Source organism: Martelella radicis, from assembly GCF_014196625.1.
Lineage (GTDB): Bacteria > Pseudomonadota > Alphaproteobacteria > Rhizobiales > Rhizobiaceae > Martelella > Martelella radicis.
In genome coordinates, this window is record NZ_JACIDZ010000013.1 from 1 (window position 1) to 20,019 (window position 20,019).

Annotated in this window: 17 protein-coding genes; 16 read left to right on the plus strand and 1 reads right to left on the minus strand. The window is 63.3% G+C overall.

The features are described from left to right. Window positions 1-57 precede the first annotated feature (57 nt). The 7 genes from narI to GGR30_RS17275 are packed head-to-tail and all read left to right on the plus strand — an operon-like array spanning window position 58 to window position 4,626. Window positions 58-777, plus strand: coding sequence for a respiratory nitrate reductase subunit gamma (gene narI, locus GGR30_RS17245; protein ID WP_183488694.1), 720 nt, complete (start codon window positions 58-60; stop codon window positions 775-777). A gap of 6 nt (window positions 778-783) precedes the next feature. Then, window positions 784-1,689: a peptidylprolyl isomerase gene (locus GGR30_RS17250; RefSeq protein WP_183488696.1), complete on the plus strand. Its 906-nt coding sequence runs from the start codon at window positions 784-786 to the stop codon at window positions 1,687-1,689. A gap of 18 nt (window positions 1,690-1,707) precedes the next feature. Further along, window positions 1,708-2,271 carry a DUF2478 domain-containing protein gene (locus tag GGR30_RS17255; RefSeq protein ID WP_183488698.1) on the plus strand — a complete coding sequence of 188 codons (564 nt, stop codon included), beginning with the start codon at window positions 1,708-1,710 and terminating at the stop codon, window positions 2,269-2,271. Next, the gene (gene moaA / locus GGR30_RS17260) at window positions 2,261-3,289 is read left to right on the plus strand and encodes a GTP 3',8-cyclase MoaA (RefSeq protein ID WP_183488700.1); all 1,029 of its coding nucleotides are present in this window, start codon (window positions 2,261-2,263) and stop codon (window positions 3,287-3,289) included. Before GGR30_RS17255 ends, moaA begins: the two co-directional genes overlap by 11 nt. A gap of 1 nt (window position 3,290) precedes the next feature. Next, window positions 3,291-3,812, plus strand: a complete 522-nt coding sequence (mog, locus tag GGR30_RS17265; RefSeq protein WP_183488702.1) for a molybdopterin adenylyltransferase — start codon at window positions 3,291-3,293, stop codon at window positions 3,810-3,812. A gap of 35 nt (window positions 3,813-3,847) precedes the next feature. Next, window positions 3,848-4,339 (plus strand): group III truncated hemoglobin, encoded by a 492-nt coding sequence (locus tag GGR30_RS17270; RefSeq protein WP_183488704.1) that lies wholly within the window; start codon window positions 3,848-3,850, stop codon window positions 4,337-4,339. Next, window positions 4,336-4,626: a DUF6522 family protein gene (locus GGR30_RS17275; protein ID WP_183488706.1), complete on the plus strand. Its 291-nt coding sequence runs from the start codon at window positions 4,336-4,338 to the stop codon at window positions 4,624-4,626. Before GGR30_RS17270 ends, GGR30_RS17275 begins: the two co-directional genes overlap by 4 nt. 3 nt (window positions 4,627-4,629) lie before the next feature. Here the strand turns inward: GGR30_RS17275 and GGR30_RS23700 are convergent, their stop codons facing one another. Next, window positions 4,630-5,157: a DUF488 family protein, N3 subclade gene (locus GGR30_RS23700; RefSeq protein WP_183488708.1), complete on the minus strand. Its 528-nt coding sequence runs from the start codon at window positions 5,155-5,157 to the stop codon at window positions 4,630-4,632. 295 nt (window positions 5,158-5,452) lie between these two features. Here GGR30_RS23700 and GGR30_RS17285 point away from each other — a divergent pair, with 295 nt between their 5' ends. The 9 genes from GGR30_RS17285 (at window position 5,453) to cysG (ending at window position 19,921) form a co-directional block, all read left to right on the plus strand. Beyond that, window positions 5,453-9,259: a bifunctional nitrate reductase/sulfite reductase flavoprotein subunit alpha gene (locus GGR30_RS17285; RefSeq protein ID WP_183488710.1), complete on the plus strand. Its 3,807-nt coding sequence runs from the start codon at window positions 5,453-5,455 to the stop codon at window positions 9,257-9,259. A gap of 21 nt (window positions 9,260-9,280) precedes the next feature. Beyond that, window positions 9,281-9,871 carry an ANTAR domain-containing response regulator gene (locus GGR30_RS17290; protein ID WP_138749716.1) on the plus strand — a complete coding sequence of 197 codons (591 nt, stop codon included), beginning with the start codon at window positions 9,281-9,283 and terminating at the stop codon, window positions 9,869-9,871. A 2-nt stretch (window positions 9,872-9,873) separates the two neighbouring features. Continuing rightward, the gene (locus GGR30_RS17295) at window positions 9,874-11,094 is read left to right on the plus strand and encodes a CmpA/NrtA family ABC transporter substrate-binding protein (RefSeq protein WP_183488713.1); all 1,221 of its coding nucleotides are present in this window, start codon (window positions 9,874-9,876) and stop codon (window positions 11,092-11,094) included. A 256-nt stretch (window positions 11,095-11,350) separates the two neighbouring features. Next, on the plus strand, window positions 11,351-12,724 hold the full coding sequence (locus tag GGR30_RS17300) for a CmpA/NrtA family ABC transporter substrate-binding protein (RefSeq protein WP_183488715.1): 1,374 nt from the start codon (window positions 11,351-11,353) through the stop codon (window positions 12,722-12,724). 41 nt (window positions 12,725-12,765) lie between these two features. Further along, window positions 12,766-13,842 carry an ABC transporter permease gene (locus tag GGR30_RS17305; protein WP_183488718.1) on the plus strand — a complete coding sequence of 359 codons (1,077 nt, stop codon included), beginning with the start codon at window positions 12,766-12,768 and terminating at the stop codon, window positions 13,840-13,842. 7 nt (window positions 13,843-13,849) lie between these two features. Further along, on the plus strand, window positions 13,850-15,616 hold the full coding sequence (locus GGR30_RS17310) for an ABC transporter ATP-binding protein (RefSeq protein ID WP_183488736.1): 1,767 nt from the start codon (window positions 13,850-13,852) through the stop codon (window positions 15,614-15,616). Between the two features lie 5 nt (window positions 15,617-15,621). Then, window positions 15,622-18,069 carry a nitrite reductase large subunit NirB gene (nirB, locus tag GGR30_RS17315; RefSeq protein WP_183488739.1) on the plus strand — a complete coding sequence of 816 codons (2,448 nt, stop codon included), beginning with the start codon at window positions 15,622-15,624 and terminating at the stop codon, window positions 18,067-18,069. Between the two features lie 10 nt (window positions 18,070-18,079). Next, a complete protein-coding gene (gene nirD, locus GGR30_RS17320) occupies window positions 18,080-18,415 on the plus strand; it encodes a nitrite reductase small subunit NirD (protein ID WP_183488742.1) in 336 nt (111 codons plus the stop codon). A gap of 12 nt (window positions 18,416-18,427) precedes the next feature. Further along, the gene (cysG, locus tag GGR30_RS17325) at window positions 18,428-19,921 is read left to right on the plus strand and encodes a siroheme synthase CysG (RefSeq protein ID WP_246413998.1); all 1,494 of its coding nucleotides are present in this window, start codon (window positions 18,428-18,430) and stop codon (window positions 19,919-19,921) included. Window positions 19,922-20,019: the final 98 nt, after the last annotated feature.

Here is a 20,019-nt window from a genome sequence, read left to right on the forward strand (position 1 = left end):
CGGCAGACCGCCAACCCGGCGATATCGCCGGCTCCGTTTCGAACTAGGAGACAGACCATGTCAGCCTATCTCAACACCCTCGTTTTCGGCATCTATCCCTATATCGCACTCACGGTGCTGATCCTCGGTTCCGTCATTCGCTATGATCGGGAGCCCTATTCGTGGCGGTCGGGCTCCAGCCAGTTGCTGCGGCGCAAACAACTCATCTGGGGCTCCGTGCTCTTTCACGTCGGCGTTCTGTTCATTTTCGCCGGCCACGTCGTCGGCCTGTTGACGCCGATCTGGGTCTTCGACACTCTTGGCGTTAGTCATGGCGCCAAGCAGTTGCTGGCCGTCGTCGCCGGCGGCATTGCCGGGGTTTTCGGTATCGTCGGTGCGAGCCTGCTGGTTCATCGCCGCCTGTTCGATGCGCGGGTGCGCGCAGCCTCGACCTTCAGCGACACGATGATCATCATTCTGCTCTGGCTGCAGCTTCTGCTCGGCCTTTGCACGATCCCCGTGTCGTTGCATCATCTGGATGGCCATGAAATGGTGAAATTCATGAGCTGGGCGCAGGGTATCTTCACCTTCAATTTCGCTGCCTCGTCCTACGTCGCCGATGCCGCCTGGATCTTCAAGGCGCATATTTTCCTGGGCCTGACCATCCTGCTCGTCTTCCCTTTCACCCGGCTGGTGCACATGCTGAGCGTTCCGGTGCGCTACATCTGGCGGCCCGGCTATCAGGTCGCCCGGCAGAAGGGCGACGGATCGCGCATCAACGGCAAACCTGCGGAGTAACGGGCAATGGTCAATCTCTTCACACCATCACAGCCAAAGACGTCCGGCGCCGGACCCGAGCCCGGCAGCGGCTATCAGGCAGTCGACACGAAAATCCCGCCGAAGGCGCGACCGGTGTTTTCCGAGATTTCCGTCAACGGGGTGGCAATTGCCGAAAGTGCCATCCTCGCCGAGGCGCAGAACCACCCGGCCGATAATCCCGGCGCGGCGCTGCGGGCGGCGGCTGAAGCGCTCGTCATCCGTGAGCTGCTGCTGCAGAAGGCCGCAGAGGAACAGGTCGCCGGTGCGCCGGAGACGACCGCCGACGGAAGGACCGAAACCGCCGAGGATGCGAAAATCCGGGCGCTGATCGAGATGGCGGTCGATGCGCCTTCTGCCGGCGACGCCGAATGCCGCCGGTTCTACGATAACAACCGGGAGCGTTTCCGTTCGGAACCGATCTTCGAGGCAAGCCATGTCCTGCTTGCCGCAAACCCGGCCGACGAGGCGGCGCGTCGGCAGGCGCGCGCCGAGGCCGAACAGATGATCGCTGATCTTGCGGCTGGTGCCATTGGCTTCGGCGAACTGGCGCGCTTGCGTTCCGCCTGTCCTTCGGCGCAGCAGGGCGGCAATCTCGGCCAGCTTTCGCCGGGCAGCACCGTGCCGGAATTCGAGGCGGTGCTGATGCGGCTGCCGGAAGGCGAGGTAACAGGGTCACCGGTTGAAACCCGCTATGGCTTTCATATCATCCGCATGGATCGGCGCATCGATGGCGAGCAATTGCCGTTCGAAGCGGTCAAACCGCGCATCGCCGCCTGGCTCGAGGCCGCGTCATGGTCGAAGGCCGTTCAGCAGTTCATTGCCGTTCTGGTGGCGGACGCGGCCATCGTGGGTATCGAGATGACCGGCGCGGACGGACCGCTGGTGCAGTAAGGGCAAAGGGGGCTGGAAATGGCGAATGCTGAAACTGTGATGGGTGAAAGCACGTCGCTCGCCTATATTCCCTTCATGCAGGATGACGCGGCCGACCGCGTTCTCGAAGCGGTTGCGCGGCGTTTGACTGCAATGGGCCATCGCGTGGAAGGCTTTATCCAGCATGCCGAAAAGGATGAGGGCCAGTGCTGCGGCGCGGTCGATCTTGAGGACATTGCCACCGGCAAACGCTGGCAGATCATGCAGGCGCTCGGCGCTCATGCGCGCGGCTGCAGGCTGGATTTCAATGCGTTGTCCGAGGCTGCCATTTTCGCCGAAGCGCGCATCGGAGCCCGCCCGGACCTCCTCATTCTGAACCGTTTCGGCAAGGGGGAAGAGCAGGGCGGCGGTCTGCGTTCGGTTTTCGAGACCGCCTTTTTGGCAGGCGTGCCGATCCTGACATCGGTGAAGCAACCCTATCTCGATGGCTGGCAGGCATTTGCAGGCGGGTTGTCCGAGCCTCTGCCGGCGGATGCCGAGGCTGTCCTGACGTGGAGTTGCAAGGCCATTGGCGAGGCAAGGCGGGTGCGCGATGCGGCATGAACGCACGATAAGAGAGGCCGCGCCGCGCCCGCTTGTCGACAGGTTCGGTCGGACTGCAACCTATCTCAGGCTGTCGGTCACGGACCGTTGCGACTTGCGTTGCACCTATTGCATGTCCGAGAACATGACCTTCCTGCCGCGCCGCGAGGTCCTCGACCTTGAGGAGCTCTATCGGCTTGCCCGCATCTTCATGGCGCGCGGGGTGCGCAAGATCAGGATCACCGGCGGTGAGCCGCTGGTGCGCAAGAACATCATGGCGCTGTTTGCCATGCTCGGCGCCCATCTTGAAACGGGGGAACTCGACGAGTTGACGCTGACGACCAATGGCACGCTGCTGGATCGCTACGCGGAGGCGCTGTTCGCCCATGGCGTGCGCCGGGTCAACGTCTCGCTCGACACGCTCGATCCCGAGCGCTATCAGGCGATCACCCGCTGGGGCCGGATCGAGCAGGTCTTCGCCGGCATCGCGGCGGCGCAGGCGGCGGGCCTCAGGGTCAAGATCAACGCAGTCGCCATGCGCGGCGCCTTCGAGCAGGAGGTGGACGACCTGATCCGCTTTGCCCATGAGCGGGACATGGACCTGACCCTGATCGAGGAAATGCCGCTTGGCGAGGGGCGACATGACCGCCGGGAGAGTTTTCTGTCGCTTTCGCAGCTTCGAGACACACTTTCGAAGCGATGGACACTTCAGCCGCTTGCCTTGAAAAGCGGCGGGCCGGCGCGTTATGTGCGGGTCGCGGAAACGGGTGGCCTGCTAGGGTTCATCACGCCGCTTTCCTGCGATTTTTGCGCATCCTGCAACCGCCTGCGCGTCAGCGCCACCGGTGACCTCTACACCTGCATGGGCGATGAAGGCCGGGTCGGTCTCAGGGAGACCCTGCGGGCGAGCGAGGACGACACGCCGGTCGACGCGCTGATCTCGCAAGCGGTGGCGATGAAGCCCGAGGGGCATGCGTTTTCCATTACAAACGACCGTGTCGAGGGCATCGGCCGGACGATGTCCGTGCTAGGAGGATAAGATGCTGATCGTTGCACTGACCATTTCCGATCGCGCCAGCCGCGGCGAATATGAAGATCAAAGCGGGGCCATGATCGAAACCTGGCTGGCGGAGACCGTCACGTCGCCTTACGCTCTAAACCGCGTCATCATCCCGGACGGGGTGGCCTCTGTGCGGGATACGTTGACGGAGCTCTGCGACACTGTTCGCGCCGACCTGATCCTGACCACCGGCGGCACGGGACCGGCGCCGCGCGACCAAACACCGGAGGCGATGCAGGCGGTGATGCAGAAAGAGCTGCCGGGCTTTGGTGAACTCATGCGGCGCGTCAGCCTTGAGCAGGCGCCGACCGCCATCCTCTCGCGCCAGACGGCCGGGGTGCGCGGGAAGAGCCTGATCGTCAACCTGCCGGGCCGCCCGGCCTCGATAAGGCTTTGCCTTGATGCGGTTTTCCCGGCGGTCCCCTATTGTCTCGACCTGATCGGCGCCGGCCGGATCGAGACCGATCCGGCGCGGATCAAGGCCCACCGGCCGCCGGGCTGAGGTCGGTCGTGGTTTGCAAGAAGGAGTTTCAGATTATGAGAGGACGTCGCGCGCCGGAGCGCACGGTGATCATCGACGGCAAGCCGCTTCCCGAGGTTCTGGACGAGGCGATGATCCGCGATGTGGTGCACGGCTTTTATGACCGGATCCGTAAGGACCCGCTGCTCGGGCCGGTCTTCAACAGCCGGATCGCCGCCGATGACTGGCCGCGCCATCTTCAGCGCATGTGCGATTTCTGGTCGGCGACGCTGTTGCGCACCGCGCGCTATCAAGGCCGCCCGCTGCCGCCGCATCTGGCGATCCCTGAAATTGAGGAGCGGCATTTCCGCCGATGGCTGCAGCTCTTTGCCGAAACCGTGGATGCGCTCTGCCCGGAAAAAGTGGCTTCGCTGTTTCTCGACAGGGCCATGCGCATCGCCCATTCCTTCCGTCTGGCGATCGGCTTTCATCGCGGCGAAGATACGACCGGCCTGTGCCCGATCGGGTATGCCGACCTTGCCCGCCCGGCAAACGGTGCGAAACCATGAGCGCTCAGGAAATCGGGACCTTCATCGAACGCAATGCGAACGGCCAGTTCGAAATCGGCGCGGAGCGGCTCGCGCGCCGCTTCGGCCTCGGCGTCGGTGATCTGCGCGCCATGACCGCGCGCGGGCAGGTGCGGTCGTCGGTGGAGCGCGGCGACGGCGAGGATGCGGGGCGCTGGCGCCTCTCCTTCCGCATCGGCAACCGCCGCTGGCGGCTGTCCGTGCGCGAGGATGGCATGATCGAGGACGACGAGTTCAACATCGTCACCTCCGGCGGACGTTCGCTCTGAGCGCTATTCCGGGCGGCCGGTTTTCTTGTGAGAGGGCTGTTCGTCGGCTTCGGGATCTGCCGGCTTGCCGCTGTCGTCGCGGCTTTCCGTTCCCAGCCAGGCCGGGTCCAACTCGTGCAGAAAGCAGGGTGGGGACGACACCTCCACCGCGCCTTCGTCCGGCTGATCCGTCTCGGCGTGGCGGCCGCTCCTTTCCGCGATGACGGCCGCAAGCACCCACGCGTGGTTGATGCATTCGTCGCGGGCGGCATAGAGCAAAGTTACGGTGTCTTTCCCGCTTTTTGCGCAGATTTCATCAAGCGCGGCATTGTCCGCAAGCTCCGCGCGATATTGCCTTTGAAAATCCTCCCACCGGTCTTTTCTGTGCGCGAACCAGTTGCGCAATTCGCCTGAGGGCGCGACCTCCTTGGCCCAGAGGTCAACGCGGGCCTTGCCCTTCGCAAGGCCGCGCGGCCAGAGCCGGTCGACGAGAACGCGCAGGCCGTCCGCGTTTTCGGGTTCGTCATAGACCCGTTTGATCTTTACCGGCATCCTGCTGTCTTCCTCCCTTGTGATGCCCCGCAACTGCAAATCAGCGGTCGGGCTTGAAAGTCGCCGCGTGTAGGACTATCGTTGAACATATCAATGTCCAATGGCGGGCATTCCATCGCAAAGCTGCGGATCTGAGAACCGTTTCCTTCAAGGGAGCGCTTCGAATGATGCCGCGGCTTTTTTGTTTTCATTTTAGACAGCGAGGAAAGCCGATGCCACGCCGGCATGTGATCCATTCTGCGCGTCATCTCCCGTTTCCGTCAATCGTCAGCCCTTCTCGAGGCGGGGGACGGCGATGGGCGTAGAGCGTGTCAAAAGCGTCTGTCCCTATTGCGGCGTCGGCTGTGGCGTGGTGCTTGATGTCGATGACGAGCGGATCGTCAGGCTTTCCGGCGACAGGGACCATCCGGCCAATCGCGGGCGGCTCTGCACCAAAGGCAAGACCGCGCATGAGGCGATCTCTGCGCCGGGCCGTCTCGAAACCGCGCTGGTCCGGCGGGAGGCGGATGTTGTGCCCGCAACCGCGTCTGTCGAGACCGCGATCTCCGAGACTGCGAAGCGCTTGCGCGCCATTGCCGACCGCCACGGGCCAGACGCAGTTGCGCTCTATGTCTCCGGCCAGATGTCGATGGAGGCGCAATATCTCGCTAACAAGCTCGCCAAGGGTTTCTTGCGCACCCGCCATATCGAATCCAATTCCAGGCTGTGCATGGCCAGCGCCGGGTCTGGCTACAAGCTATCCCTGGGCGCGGATGCGCCGCCGGGATCCTATGACGACATCGAGAGCGCCGATCTGTTTCTGGTGATCGGCTCGAACATGGCCGATTGCCATCCGATCCTGTTCCTGCGGATGATGGACCGGGTGAGAGAAGGCGCGAAGCTGATCGTCGTCGATCCGCGCCGCACGGCGACCGCCGAGAAAGCCGATCTGCATCTTGCCCCGAAACCCGGGGCCGACCTTGCGCTGCTGAACGGGCTTCTGCATCTGATTGTCGAAGCGGGCGGCGTCGATCGGGCCTTTATCGATGCCTATGCCGAGGGCTGGGCCGATATGCCCGCATTCCTCGCCGACTATCCGCCGGAGCGGGTTGCGGCGATCACCGGCCTCAAGGTCGAGGACATCAGGGCGACTGCCGACATGGTGCTCGCCGCGGGCGAGTTCATGACGTTCTGGACCATGGGGCTCAATCAGTCGGTGCAGGGCACATTCAACACCAATGCCATCTGCAACCTCCATCTGGCGACGGGCAAGATCTGTCGCCCCGGCAGTGGTCCCTTCTCGCTGACCGGCCAGCCGAATGCCATGGGCGGACGCGAGATGGGCTATATGGGGCCGGGCCTGCCGGGGCAGCGTTCGGCGCTGGTGGAGGGTGACCGGCGCTTTTGCGAAGATCAATGGGGGCTGCAACCCGGCGCGATCCGCGCCGAGGAAGGGACCGGCACCATCGCCATGTTCGAGGCGATGGCGGCGGGAGAAATCAGGGCCGCCTGGATCATCTGCACCAATCCGGTGGCGAGCGTCGCCAACCGCAAGACGGTGACGACGGCGCTTGAGAGCGCCGAATTCGTCGCGGTGCAGGATGCCTATGCCGAAACCGAAACCACGCCCTATGCCGATGTGCTTCTGCCGGCGGCGGTGTCTTTCGAGGCCGATGGCGTTATGGTCAACTCCGAGCGCAACATGGCGCTGACGGCGGCCGCCGCGAAGGCGCCGGGCGAGGCCCTGCCGGACTGGCAGATCATCGCGAAAGTCGCCTGCGCCATGGGTTATGAGGCGGCCTTCAGCTATGAGAGTGCCGAAGAGGTTTTCGAAGAAATCCGGCAGTTTTCCAATCCCGCGACCGGCTACGATATTTCCGGCGTCACGCATGAACGTCTGCGCGGAGGCAGCATCCAGTGGCCGGCATCTAAGACTGGTCAAGACACCCGCAACCCGATCCGCTACCGCGCCCCTGATAGAGGACTGAAATTCGCCACCGAAAGCGGCCGGGCGAGGTTCTGGCCGCGGCCGCATGCCGGTCCGCGCGAAATGCCGGATGGCGATTACCCGTTCATTCTCAATACCGGCCGACTGCAGCATCAGTGGCACACGATGACCAAGACCGGCAAGGTCGCCCGGCTGAACAAGCTCAATGCCGCGCCATTCGTCGAGATCAACCCGGCCGATGCGGCGGCGCTTGCGATTGGCGAGGGTGACCGGGTTTCGGTTTCCTCGCGTCACGGCAGGGCGGTGCTGCCCGCTATCATCACCGACAGGGTCTCGCCGGGCGCGTTGTTTGCGCCATTTCACTGGAACGATGTGTTCGGCGATGATCTGGCGGTCAATGCGGTGACCGGTGATGCCGTCGATCAGATATCGCTACAGCCGGAGTTCAAGGTGACGGCGGTTGCGCTCGCCCGCCTGGCGGCGGCAGAGCCGGATGCGCCGGTGGTTGCGCGCGGCAAGGTCGAGGCCGTGCCGGTGTTGGCGGAAGGCAAGGACGCGCAGCCGGACACGGCCCCGCCAAGACCCGGTGTCGCGGTGTTCTTCGCCTCGCAGACGGGGACTGCGGAAATGGCGGCCGCCGATCTTTGCGACGCGTTGGACGAGGAGGGTCACCGCGCGGTATTGCGTCCGCTCGACGCGGTTTCCCCGGATGACCTTGCGACAAAGGAGCCAGTACTTTTCATCGTCAGCACCTTCGGCGATGGCGATCCGCCCGACCATGCGGCCGATTTCTGGGCGGCGCTTTTGCGCGATGACGCGCCCCGCCCGGAGGGTTTGCGCTATGCCGTGGTGGCGATGGGCGACAGTGCCTATGATCAGTTCTGCGGCTTCGGCCGGAAACTGGATGCCCGGCTTGAGGCGCTCGGCGCGGCGCGTCTGGCGGCCTGCCGCACGCTGGATGCGGGCGAGGAAGAGGACGCGGTTGCGGCGGCGATGGCCGCTCTTTCCGGGCGTTCGAATGGCGCGGCGGCTTCGGCTGAAATCGCCGCCCGATCCAATGCGCGCAAACCGCCGCAAACCGTTGCGGCCAGGCTCAGCGTCAACCGGCTGCTGAGCGGTTCCGGCAGCGCCAAGGAGGTGCGCCAGTTCGGGTTCCGGGTCGATGGCACGGCGGATTACGAGGCGGGCGATGCGCTTTCAATCATGCCGCGCAACTGTCCCGAGCTTGTCGATGAAATCCTGAGCTCTCTGCAACTGCCGGCGGAAACGCCGATTTCCGGCATCAACGGACACGATATCGGTATTGGCGAGGCGTTGCGCGATCATTTCGAGATCGGTCAGCCGCATCCGGATTTCCTCAAATGGTGGGCGGATTTCAGCGGACATGAAACGCTGAAGGCGCTGACAGGCGCCGCTGATCGCAAAGCTCTCAATGACTGGCTCTGGGGCCGGCAGATCGCCGATATTCTCGCCATGGCGCCGAGACCCGTTGCCGGGCAGGACTTCTGCGATCATCTGAAGAAGCTGCAGCCGCGGCTCTATTCGATCGCCTCCAGCCCGAAGGCGAGCCCGGACGAAATCCACCTGACGGTTTCGGTGCTGCGCCATGCCCGTCACGGAAAGAGCCGCAAGGGCGTCGCCTCGGCGTTTCTGGCCGACAGGGCGGCGGATGAGCCGGTGCGCGTTTCGGTGAAGAAACAGGCGCATTTCCGCCCGCCCGCCGATCCGGACACCCCGGCGATTATGGTCGGGCCGGGCACCGGCATCGCGCCGTTTCGCGCCTTTTTGCAGGACCGGGAGGCGGCGGGCGCGGGCGGGCCGAACTGGCTGTTTTTCGGCGAGCAATCGCGCGACAGCGGCTATTACTACAGCGACGAGATCGAGGCCTGGCTGAAGTGTGGGTTGCTGACCCGCTTCGACACCGCCTTTTCGCGCGATCAGGCGGAGAAGATCTATGTCCAGCACCGCATGGCGGAAAACGGGCGTGAAATCTGGAAGTGGTTGGAGGAGGGCGCGCATTTTTATGTCTGCGGCGATGCGAGCCGCATGGCGAAGGATGTGGATGCTGCGCTCCAGGCGGTTGCCGAGACCCATGGCGGGCTTTCGCAAGCGGCCGCCGAAGGATACGTTAAGACGCTCATCAGGGAAAAACGTTATATGCGCGATGTCTATTGACCGTTTTGCGGAAGCCGCCTCATGAACAACAGTGATCTCGCGATCCTTGTCATCGATGAAAACGCGATCCGCGCCGCCATTATCAGGGACGGCCTGCTCAAGGCCGGCCACCATAATGTCACCGTGGTGGAGGAACTGGTCGGCGTCGCCCGCACGATCGAGCGCCTGTCGCCCGATGTGATCGTGATCGATATCGAAAACCCCAATCGAGACATGCTCGAAAGCCTGTTCGTGCTGTCGCGCACGGTGAAAAAACCGATCGCGATGTTCGTCGACCGCTCCGATGCCGAGACCATCCATGCCGCGGTGGAGGCCGGGGTGTCGGCCTATGTCGTCGACGGGCTGAAGCAGGAGCGGGTCAAGCCGATCCTCGACATGGCGATTTCGCGATTCAACGCGTTTTCGCGCATGGCGCAGGAGCTGGAGGCGGCGAAGAGCCAGCTCGAAAACCGCAAGGTGGTCGATCGCGCCAAGGCGCTTTTGATGAAATCGCGCGGCATGGATGAGGAAAAAGCCTATGCGCTGCTGCGGCGCACGGCGATGGATCAGAACCGCAAGATTGTCGATGTGGCGCAAAGCCTGATCATGACGTTCGAGATGCTGGAGAGATAGAGATGCAGGACCTTTCAATCGGATTTGTGCCGCTTCTCGACAGCGCCATCGTTCTGGCGGCGGAGGCGAAGGGCTTTTTCATCGAGGAGGGGCTGAAGGTGCGCCTGACGCGGGAAACCTCGTGGAGCGCGATCCGCGACCGGCTGGCGGTCGGTAGCCTGCAGGCCGCCCATGTGCTGGCGCCGATGCCGATTGCCGCCAATCTTGGCCTGTTTCCGCTGGCGCCGAAGCTGGTTGCGCCGATCGCGCTCGGGCTCGGCGGCAATGCGGTGACGGTGTCGGCGGCCCTTGGCGCGGCGATGGAAGCGGAGGGGGATGAACGCGACCTGGATCCGGCCAAAGCGGGTGCGGCGCTGAAACGCGTAATTGCGGCCAGAAGGGCTGAGGGCCTGCCGCCGCTGCGCTTCGGGGTCGTCTACGTGTTTTCCGGGCACAATCTCGAACTGCGCTACTGGCTCGCGGCCAACGGCATCGATCCCGACCGAGATATCGAGATCGTGGTGCTGCCGCCGCCCTTCATGCCGGATGCGGTGGAAGCCGGGCGGATCGACGGTTACTGCGCCGGCGAGCCGTGGAACACGATCGCCGCGCGGCGCGGCGCGGCGCGGATCGTCACGGTCAAGGCGAAGATCTGGCGCTCCAGCCCGGAAAAGGTGCTGGCGCTGCCGGCCGATTTCGTGGAGGCCAACGAGGAGACCGTGGCGGCGCTGCTGCGCGGCCTCTACCGGGCCTCGCAATGGGCGGCCGAACCGGAAAACCATGGCGAACTGGCGGCGATCCTCTCCGAACCGCATCACCTCAATGTCGATGCCGCGGTGCTGCAGCCACTGCTTTCCGGGACGGTCGCGATCAGCGAAAAGGCGGAAGCCACGGTCGAGGATTTCTTTCTCACTTCCGCAAAGGCCGCGACCTTCCCCTGGCAGAGCCATGCGCTGTGGTTCTACAGCCAGATCGTGCGCTGGGGGCTTTGCGATCACTCGGCAGAAAACGCCGAGATCGCGAAAATGAGCTACCGGCCGGATATTTATCGCAGGGCCCTTCAGCCGCTACACACGCCCTTGCCGGGGGCCAGCCTGAAGGTCGAGGGCGCACTCAAGGCGCCGACGCCGGTGGGGGCGAGCGCCGGCGGCCTCATCCTCGGTCCCGACGGCTTTTTCGACGGTCAGACCTTCGATCCCGATCAGGTCGGCGCCTATATCGAACAGCAGAAGGCGGCCGTCTGAGCCCGTATTTCGTGCGCCTTTCAAGTGCATTTGCATAAATTTTAGACTGTTGTCCGGTTCATACATTTTTTATGCAAAAATCCGCCGATGCCGCTTGTCTGATGCGGCATTGTGTGTTTCCATAAGCCTCAAGAATTCGGCGCCCAATGGAGGGTGCCAGGCAACGCCGCCAACGCATTCGCGCCACAACTGGCCCGATGACCGTTAGGCGGCTTTTTTCGTTTTTTCGATCTTCCCCATCCATCAGGAGAATGCCATGCGCCATTTCCTTTGCTCTGCCACCATGCTCTGTTCGCTGACCTTCGCGGCCACAGCCGCCCACGCCGAAATGCTGTTTCCGGAAAAGGACGAACTGACCATCGGCTTTATCAAGCTGACGGACATGGCGCCGCTGGCGATCGCCAAGGAGATGCATTTCTTCGAGGATGAGGGGCTTTACGTCACGCTGGAGGCGCAGGCGAACTGGAAGGTGCTGCTCGACCGGGTGATCACCGGCGAACTGGACGGTGCCCACATGCTGGCCGGCCAGCCGCTGGCGGCCACCATCGGCTATGGCACCGAGGCGCATATCGTCACGCCGTTCTCGATGGACCTGAACGGCAATGCGATCACCGTGTCGAATGCGGTCTGGGACCGGATGAAGGAAAATATTCCTGTCGGCCCGGATGGCAAGCCGGAGCATCCGATCAAGGCCGATGCGCTGAAGCCGGTGGTCGAGGCATACAAGGCCGAGGGCAAGCCGTTCAAAATGGGCATGGTCTTCCCGGTCTCGACCCATAATTACGAACTGCGCTACTGGCTTGCGGCCGGCGGCATCAACCCCGGCTATTATTCGCCCGGCGATATTTCCGGCCAGATCCAGGCCGATGCGCTGCTGTCCGTCACCCCGCCGCCGCAGATGCCGGCGACGATGGAAGCCGGAACGATCGACGGCTATTGCGTCGGCGAACCCTGGAACCAAGCAGCCGTGTTCAAGGGCATCGGCGTGCCGGTGGTCACCGATTACGATATCTGGAAGAACAATCCGGAAAAGGTTTTCGGCCTGACCGAGGAATTTACGGAAAAATATCCGCAGACGACGCTGGGGCTGACCAAGGCGCTGATCCGCGCCGCCATGTGGCTGGACGAGAACGACAATGCCAACCGCGAGGAAGCGGTCGAGATACTGTCGCGGCCGGAATATGTCGGGGCCGATGCCGAGGTGATCGCCAATTCGATGACCGGCACGTTCGAATATGAGAATGGCGACACACGCCCGGCTGCGGACTTCAACGTCTTCTTCCGCCACCATGCGACCTATCCCTATTATTCCGATGCCGTCTGGTACCTGACGCAGATGCGCCGCTGGGGCCAGATCGCCGAGCCGCAGGAAGACGGCTGGTATGACGAGGTCGCCCGTTCCGTCTACCTGCCGGATATCTATCTGGAAGCCGCCCGCCAGCTTATCGACGAGGGCCATGCCACGGAGGCCGACTTCCCCTTCGACACCGATGGCTACAAGCCCGCGACAAACGAGTTCATCGACGGCGTGACCTATGACGGCCGCCATCCGAACGCCTATCTCGAAAGTTTCCCCATCGGGCTCAAGGGCGATGAGGTGATCGACGGCAACAAGATTGCCGGACGCTGAGCGCGATTGACACCAGCACGGACAAGGAAGGCTCAGACGCTATGACCATTGCCACAGACATGATGGAACCCGAAATCGCCGCCCGGCGCGAACGGCGCATCGCCCGGATCAACCGGGCGGGCAAGGTGCTCGCGCCCTTCGGTCTCGGCTTCGTCGTGCCGCTTCTGAAGCTGGCCGCCGGCAATACCCCGTCTGAGCAATGGGCGGACCTGAAACAGATGCTGTTCGTTCCTCTGATTGGCATACTCGCTTTTCTGGCGGCCTGGGCATTCCTGGCGCCGAAGGTCCATACCTCGCTTGGTGCGATCCCGGGCCCGGCGGCGGTGTTCCAGCAGGCCGAGGTGCTGATGGACGATCATTTTGCCGAACGCCAGAAGGCCGAGGAATTTTACGCCCGGCAGGACGAGCGCAACCAGATGTTGATCGCCGAAGGCTATGGCGACCGGGTGAAGGTGCGGCCCTATACCGGCAAGCCGACCTATCTGGACCAGATCTGGACCTCGCTGCTAACGGTCGCGCTCGGTTTCTTCATCGGCACGGTGATCGCCGTTCCGGTCGGCATAGCCTGCGGGTTGTCGAAGACCTTCGAGGGCGCGATCAATCCGCTGATCCAGCTGTTCAAGCCGGTCTCCCCGCTCGCCTGGCTGCCGATCGTGACCATGGTGGTGGCGGCGCTTTATGAAAGCCAGAACGACCTTCTTCCCAAATCGATGGTGATCTCGGCGATCACGGTGACGCTCTGTTCCATCTGGCCGACGATCATCAACACCGCCCTTGGTGTCGCTTCCATTGACCGCGATCTGGTCAATGTCGGCAAGGTGCTGCAGCTTTCCACCTGGACGACGATCCGCAAGCTGGTGCTGCCGTCCTCGCTGCCGCTGATCTTCACGGGCATGCGGTTGTCGCTCGGTGTGGGCTGGATGGTGCTGATCGCCGCGGAAATGCTGGCCCAGAACCCCGGCCTCGGCAAATTCGTCTGGGACGAGTTCCAGAACGGTTCGTCGGATTCGCTCGCCCGCATCATCGTCGCGGTGATCACCATCGGCCTGATCGGCTTCTTCCTCGACCGGGTGATGTTCGCGCTGCAGACCGCCTTCACCTATTCGGCGAACCGGTAAGGAGGGGATGATGAACAGCATTCTTCAGCTCAAAAACGTCGAAAAAGGCTTTGGCGAAGGCGTCAAGCGCAATGCCGTCCTTTCCGATATTTCGCTCGATGTGCACGAAGGCGAATTCATCGCGATCCTCGGTTTTTCCGGCGCCGGCAAGACGACGCTGATGTCGATGCTCGCCGGTCTGGAAAAGCCGGACAGCGGCGAAATCCTGTTTCGCGGCGAAAAGGTCGAAGGCCCGTCGCCGAAGCGTGGCATCGTATTCCAGAATTATGCGTTGATGCCCTGGCTTTCGGTGGAGGCGAATGTGCGCCTTGCCGTCGACGCCGTGCATCGCGACAGTCCGGCCACGGAACGGGCCGCGCTCGTCGACTGGTATGTGGCGATGGTTGGCCTCAACCATGCGCGCGATCGCAAGCCGTCTGAACTTTCCGGCGGCATGCGCCAGCGCGTATCCGTCGCCCGTGCGCTTGCCATGCAGCCGGAACTGCTGCTGCTCGATGAGCCGCTATCCGCCCTCGATGCGCTGACCCGTGCCAAGCTCCAGGACGAACTTGCCGATATCTCGCAAAAAGAGAAGAAGACGATCATTCTCGTTACCAATGATGTCGACGAGGCCATTCTTCTGGCCGATCGGATCGTGCCGCTGACGCCCGGCCCCAACGCCACTTTCGGCCCGTCCTTCGATGTGAACATTGCCCGGCCGCGCGAGCGTGCGGCGATGAATTCCGATCCGGATTTCATCCGGCTTCGCTCGGCTGTCACCGAATATCTGATGGATGCGGGCCTCGGCGCCAAACCGGACACGACCCGTGTCGATGCTCTGCCGAATGTCGTCCCGATTTCGATCAAGTCGACCTCGAAACCGCTGCCTGCCGTCTACAGGGAGAAGGCGCGATCGGCGATCGAGACGGGCTATGTCGAGTTTTCCAACGTCACCAAGATCTATCCGACGCCCAAGGGCCCGCTGACGGTGGTCGACGCCTTCGACCTGAAGATGAAGAAGGGCGAGTTTATTTCCATCATCGGCCATTCCGGCTGCGGAAAATCGACGGTGCTGTCGATGGCGGCGGGCCTCAACCCAATCAATGGCGGGGGCATCATTCTCGATGGCCGCGAGATTTCCGGCGCCGGGCCGGATCGCGCCGTGGTGTTTCAGGCCCCCTCGCTGATGCCTTGGCTGACGGCGCGGGAGAATGTCGCGCTCGGCGTTGACCGGGTCTATCCGAAGGCAAGCCCCGCTGAACGTCGCGATGTCGTCGAATACTATCTCGAGCGTGTCGGTCTCGGCGATGCCATGCACCGGCCGGCGGCCGACATGTCGAACGGCATGCGCCAGCGCGTCGGCATTGCCCGCGCCTTCGCGCTGTCGCCGAAGCTCTTACTGCTCGATGAACCTTTCGGCATGCTCGACAGCCTGACTCGCTGGGAGCTTCAGGAGGTGCTGATGGAGGTCTGGTCGCGCACCAAGGTCACCGCCATCTGCGTGACCCATGATGTCGATGAGGCCATTCTCCTGGCCGACCGGGTGGTGATGATGTCGAACGGGCCGAACGCCCGCATCGGCAACATCATGGAGGTCGACCTGCCGCGCCCGCGCTCCAGAAAAGCGCTGCTCGACCACCCGGATTATTACGCCTATCGGGAGGAACTGCTGGAATTCCTGGAAGCCTATGAGGGCGGCGCCTCGCCCGCCGAGGAACAGCTCGCCGCCATCAGGCAGAAGCGCGACCAGCGCATCAGCCGGCAGACCTGCAACAAACGCGTCGCAGCGGAGTAGACATCATGGCCCAGAAACTCGTCATCATCGGAAACGGTATGGCCCCCGGCCGCATGCTCGAAGAGCTGTTCGAGCGCGCCCCCGGCCTCTATGACGTCACCATCTTCAACGCCGAACCGCGGGTGAACTACGACCGCATCATGCTGTCACCGGTGCTCTCGGGCGAAAAGACCTATGAAGACATCATCATCCATGGCGATGACTGGTATGAAGCCCATGGCGTGACCTTGCATCGTGGCTCCAAGGTCGCAAAAATCGACAGGGAGGCGAAGACCGTCACGGCGGGAAACGGCGTGGCGGCCTCCTATGACCGGCTGGTGATCGCCACCGGCTCCTCGCCCTTCATCATCCCCGTGCCGGGGCATGATCTGCCCGGCGTTCTCGCCTATCGCGACATCGACGATGTTGATCGCATGCTGACGATTGCCGAAGGCCAGGGCCATGCGGTTGTCATCGGCGGCGGGCTTCTGGGCCTTGAGGCGGCCTACGGTCTGAAGCAGCGCGGCATGAGCGTCACCGTGCTGCACCTCATGGATACGATCATGGAACGGCAGCTCGATCCGGCCGCCGCCTATCTTCTGGAAAAGGCGCTGGACGAGCGCGGCATCGAGATCATCACCAAGGCCAATACCAAGCAAATTCTCGGAGACGGAAAAGTCGAAGGCGTTGAGCTGGAGGATGGCCGCATCATCTCCGCCGACACGGTGGTGATGGCGGTCGGCATCCGTCCGGCAGCGGGGCTTGCCAAGGATGCGGGGCTTGAGACCAATCGCGGCATCGTTGTCGATGACTGCATGGCGACCTCCGATCCCGCCATCTTCGCGCTCGGCGAATGCGCGGAACATCGGGGCGTCTGCTACGGTCTCGTCGCACCGCTTTATGAGAGTGCAGGCGTGCTGGCCGACCGGCTGGCCGGCGGTGCGGCCGAGTACAAGGGCTCGCATGTCAACACCAAGCTGAAGGTCACCGGCATCAAGCTGTTTTCCGCCGGCGATTTCGCCGAGGGGCCGGACCGCGAGGAGGTGGTGTTGCGCGATGCCACGCGCGGCGTCTACAAGCGCGTGATCCTGCAGGATAACCGCGTGATCGGCGCGGTTCTCTATGGCGATACCGCCGATGGCGCGTGGTATTTCGATATGCTGAAGCGCGGAACCGATGTCTCGGAAATGCGCGAGACGCTGATCTACGGCCAGGCCTATCAGGGCGGCGCTGCGGCCGATCCGGCGGCGGCCGTCGCGGCGCTTCCCGATGACGCGGAAATCTGCGGCTGCAACGGCATCTGCAAGGGCAAGATCGTGACCGCGATCAAGGACAAGGGGCTGGCCTCGCTCGATGATGTCCGCGCCCACACCAAGGCCTCGGCGTCGTGCGGCACCTGCACCGGGCTGGTCGAACAGCTGATGGCGCTGACGCTGGGCGATGCCTATAACCCCACCGCCGTGCAGCCCATCTGCGGCTGCACCGATCTCGGCCATGACGATGTTCGCCTCCTGATCCGCGCCAAGGGGCTGAAGACCATTCCCGCCTTGATGCAGGAACTGGAGTGGAAGACCTCCTGCGGCTGCGCCAAATGCCGCCCGGCGCTCAATTACTATCTCGTCTGCGACTGGCCCGGCGAATATGCCGATGATTATCAGTCGCGCTTTATTAACGAGCGCGTCCACGCCAATATCCAGAAGGACGGCACCTATTCGGTGGTGCCGCGCATGTGGGGCGGGGTCACCTCGTCGAAGGAACTGCGCGCGATCGCCGATGTCGTCGATAAGTTCGCTATCCCGACCGTCAAATGCACCGGCGGTCAGCGCATCGATATGCTGGGCGTGAAGAAGGAGGACCTGCCGGCGGTCTGGGCCGATCTCGGCAAGGCGGGCTTCGTTTCCGGACAGGCCTACGCCAAGGGCCTGCGCACCGTGAAGACCTGTGTCGGCAGCGACTGGTGCCGGTTCGGGACCCAGGATTCGACCGGCCTCGGCATCCGGCTCGAGAAATTCATGTGGGGCTCGTGGACGCCGGCCAAGCTGAAGCTTGCCGTTTCCGGCTGTCCGCGCAACTGCGCGGAGGCGACCTGCAAGGATATCGGCGTGATCTGCGTCGACAGTGGCTTCGAAATCCATTTCGCCGGCGCCGCCGGACTGGAAATTCGCGGCACGGAGGTGCTCGGCATGGTCAAGACCGAGGACGAGGCGCTGGAGCATATCGTGGCGCTCACCCAGATGTACCGCGAGCAGGGCCGCTATCTGGAACGCATCTACAAATGGGCAAAACGCATCGGCTATGACAAGGTCCGCGCCCAGATCATGGACAATGCGGAAAAGCGCAAGGCCTATTTCGACCGCTTCGTCGAGAGCCAGAAATACGCTCAGGTCGACCCGTGGTCGGAGCGCGTCTCCGGCAAGGACAAGCACGAATTCAAGCCGATGGCCGTGGTCGGTCAGACCGAGCCGGCGGAGTGAGGAGCCCATCATGAGCAATGATTTCATCGCCATCGGCCGTATTGAAGATATCCCGCGGCGCGGCGCGCGCTGCGTGAATACGGCCTTGGGGCGCATAGCGGTGTTCCGCACTGCGGAAGACGAGGTCTTCGCCATCGACGACCGCTGCCCGCACAAGGCTGGTCCGCTGTCCGAGGGCATTGTGCACGGAAGGGCCGTGACCTGCCCCTTGCACAATATGGTGATTTCGCTGGAAAGCGGTTCGGCGCTGGGCGCCGATGAAGGCGAGGTTCAGACTTATCCCGTACAGGTCGAGGACGGGCGGCTGTTCATTGCGCTCTCCGCACTGCCGATCGCGGCGGAATAGGGGAGGCGGATCATGGCCACCGGACGCGCAAGAACATCTGTCCGCATGGAGGCCCTCGCGGTCCTACCGCTGTTCTTCCAATTGAAAGGCAAGCCGGTTCTGGTTGCCGGCGGCAGTGATGCTGCTGCCTGGAAAGCCGAGCTCATGGCCGCTGCCGGGGCTGACGTCACGGTCTTTCTGGGTCGCGAAGCTGCCGACGAGGCGCTGCTTGCGCTCGAAGCCGATGGCCGGGTGCACCTTTCCGGGGCGGACTGGTCGACCACCGACTGGACGGCTTTTGAACTGGCGCTGGGCGATTGCGAGAACGACACGGAGGCGCAGGCCTTTCGCGCGCGGGCGAAGGCGGAAGGCGTGCCGGTCAATGTAATCGACAAGCCGGCCTATTGCGATTTCCAGTTCGGCTCGATCGTCAACCGCTCGCCGGTCGTCGTCGGCATTTCCACGGACGGCGCTGCGCCCATCCTCGGCCAGGCGATCCGGCGGCGGATCGAGACGCAGCTGCCGAAGGCGCTTGCCGAATGGGCAGGTCTTGCCGCAAGGCTTCGCGATGCCATCAGCCTGAGAATGAAGCCGGGCGGCGCGCGCCGGGCTTTCTGGGAACATTTTGTCGACCTGATCTTTTCTGGTGCCTCTGGCCCGGATGAAAGGGCTGAGGAGCGACTTCTTGCGCGTGCTGAAGTGATCGCCATGCGCCCGCAAACCGGCAGCGTCACGCTGGTCGGCGCCGGGCCGGGCGATCCGGAACTCCTGACGCTGAAGGCCATGCGGGTGCTGCAATCGGCCGATGTCATCCTGTTCGATGACCTGATTTCGCCGCAAGTCCTCGAACTGGCGCGGCGCGAGGCCAAGCGCATGCTTGTGGGAAAACGTGGCGGGCGGGCAAGTTGCCGGCAGGAGGACATCAACCGGATGATGCTCGATCTGGCGCGGTCGGGTAAGCGCGTTGTGCGGCTGAAGTCGGGTGACCCTTCGGTGTTCGGGCGTTCCGGCGAGGAAATCACGGAGCTTCAGCACGCGGGTATCCCAGTCTCCGTAATCCCGGGCATTACCGCCGCGAGCGCGCTTGCGGCCGGCACTACCACCTCGCTTACACATCGCGACTGCGCCCAATCGGTGCGTTTCGTCACCGGACATTCGAGAAAGGGCGAACTGCCCACTGATATTGACTGGCGCGCCATTGCCGATCCGACGACAACGACGATGTTCTACATGGGCGGTCGCACGGCCGGAGAGATCGGGGCACGGTTGATCAAGGATGGCCTGCCCCCCGAAACTCCGGTCCTGATCGCATCCAATATCAGCCGCGCGGATGAAAAACGCTGGCACGGCACGCTCGCCGGTTTGGGCGACGGTATGGCGGAGATCGGCTATGACGACCCGGTCCTGTTTGGCGTTGGTCGGGTCTTCACGCGGAAGACAGCGATGACAGAGGCGATTGCTGAGACGCGGGTTCTTCCTCTCACGCCGCTCGGCGGTGCGCATTCCTTATCTGCATTTTCTCGGTAGCCCGGTCTTCGCTAGAATGTTCTAGAAGCCCGCCTTGGCTCAGCAGCCCTCAGTCGAAATCCTGTCGATGGAACGCACGAGGCGCCGCATTGTTGCCG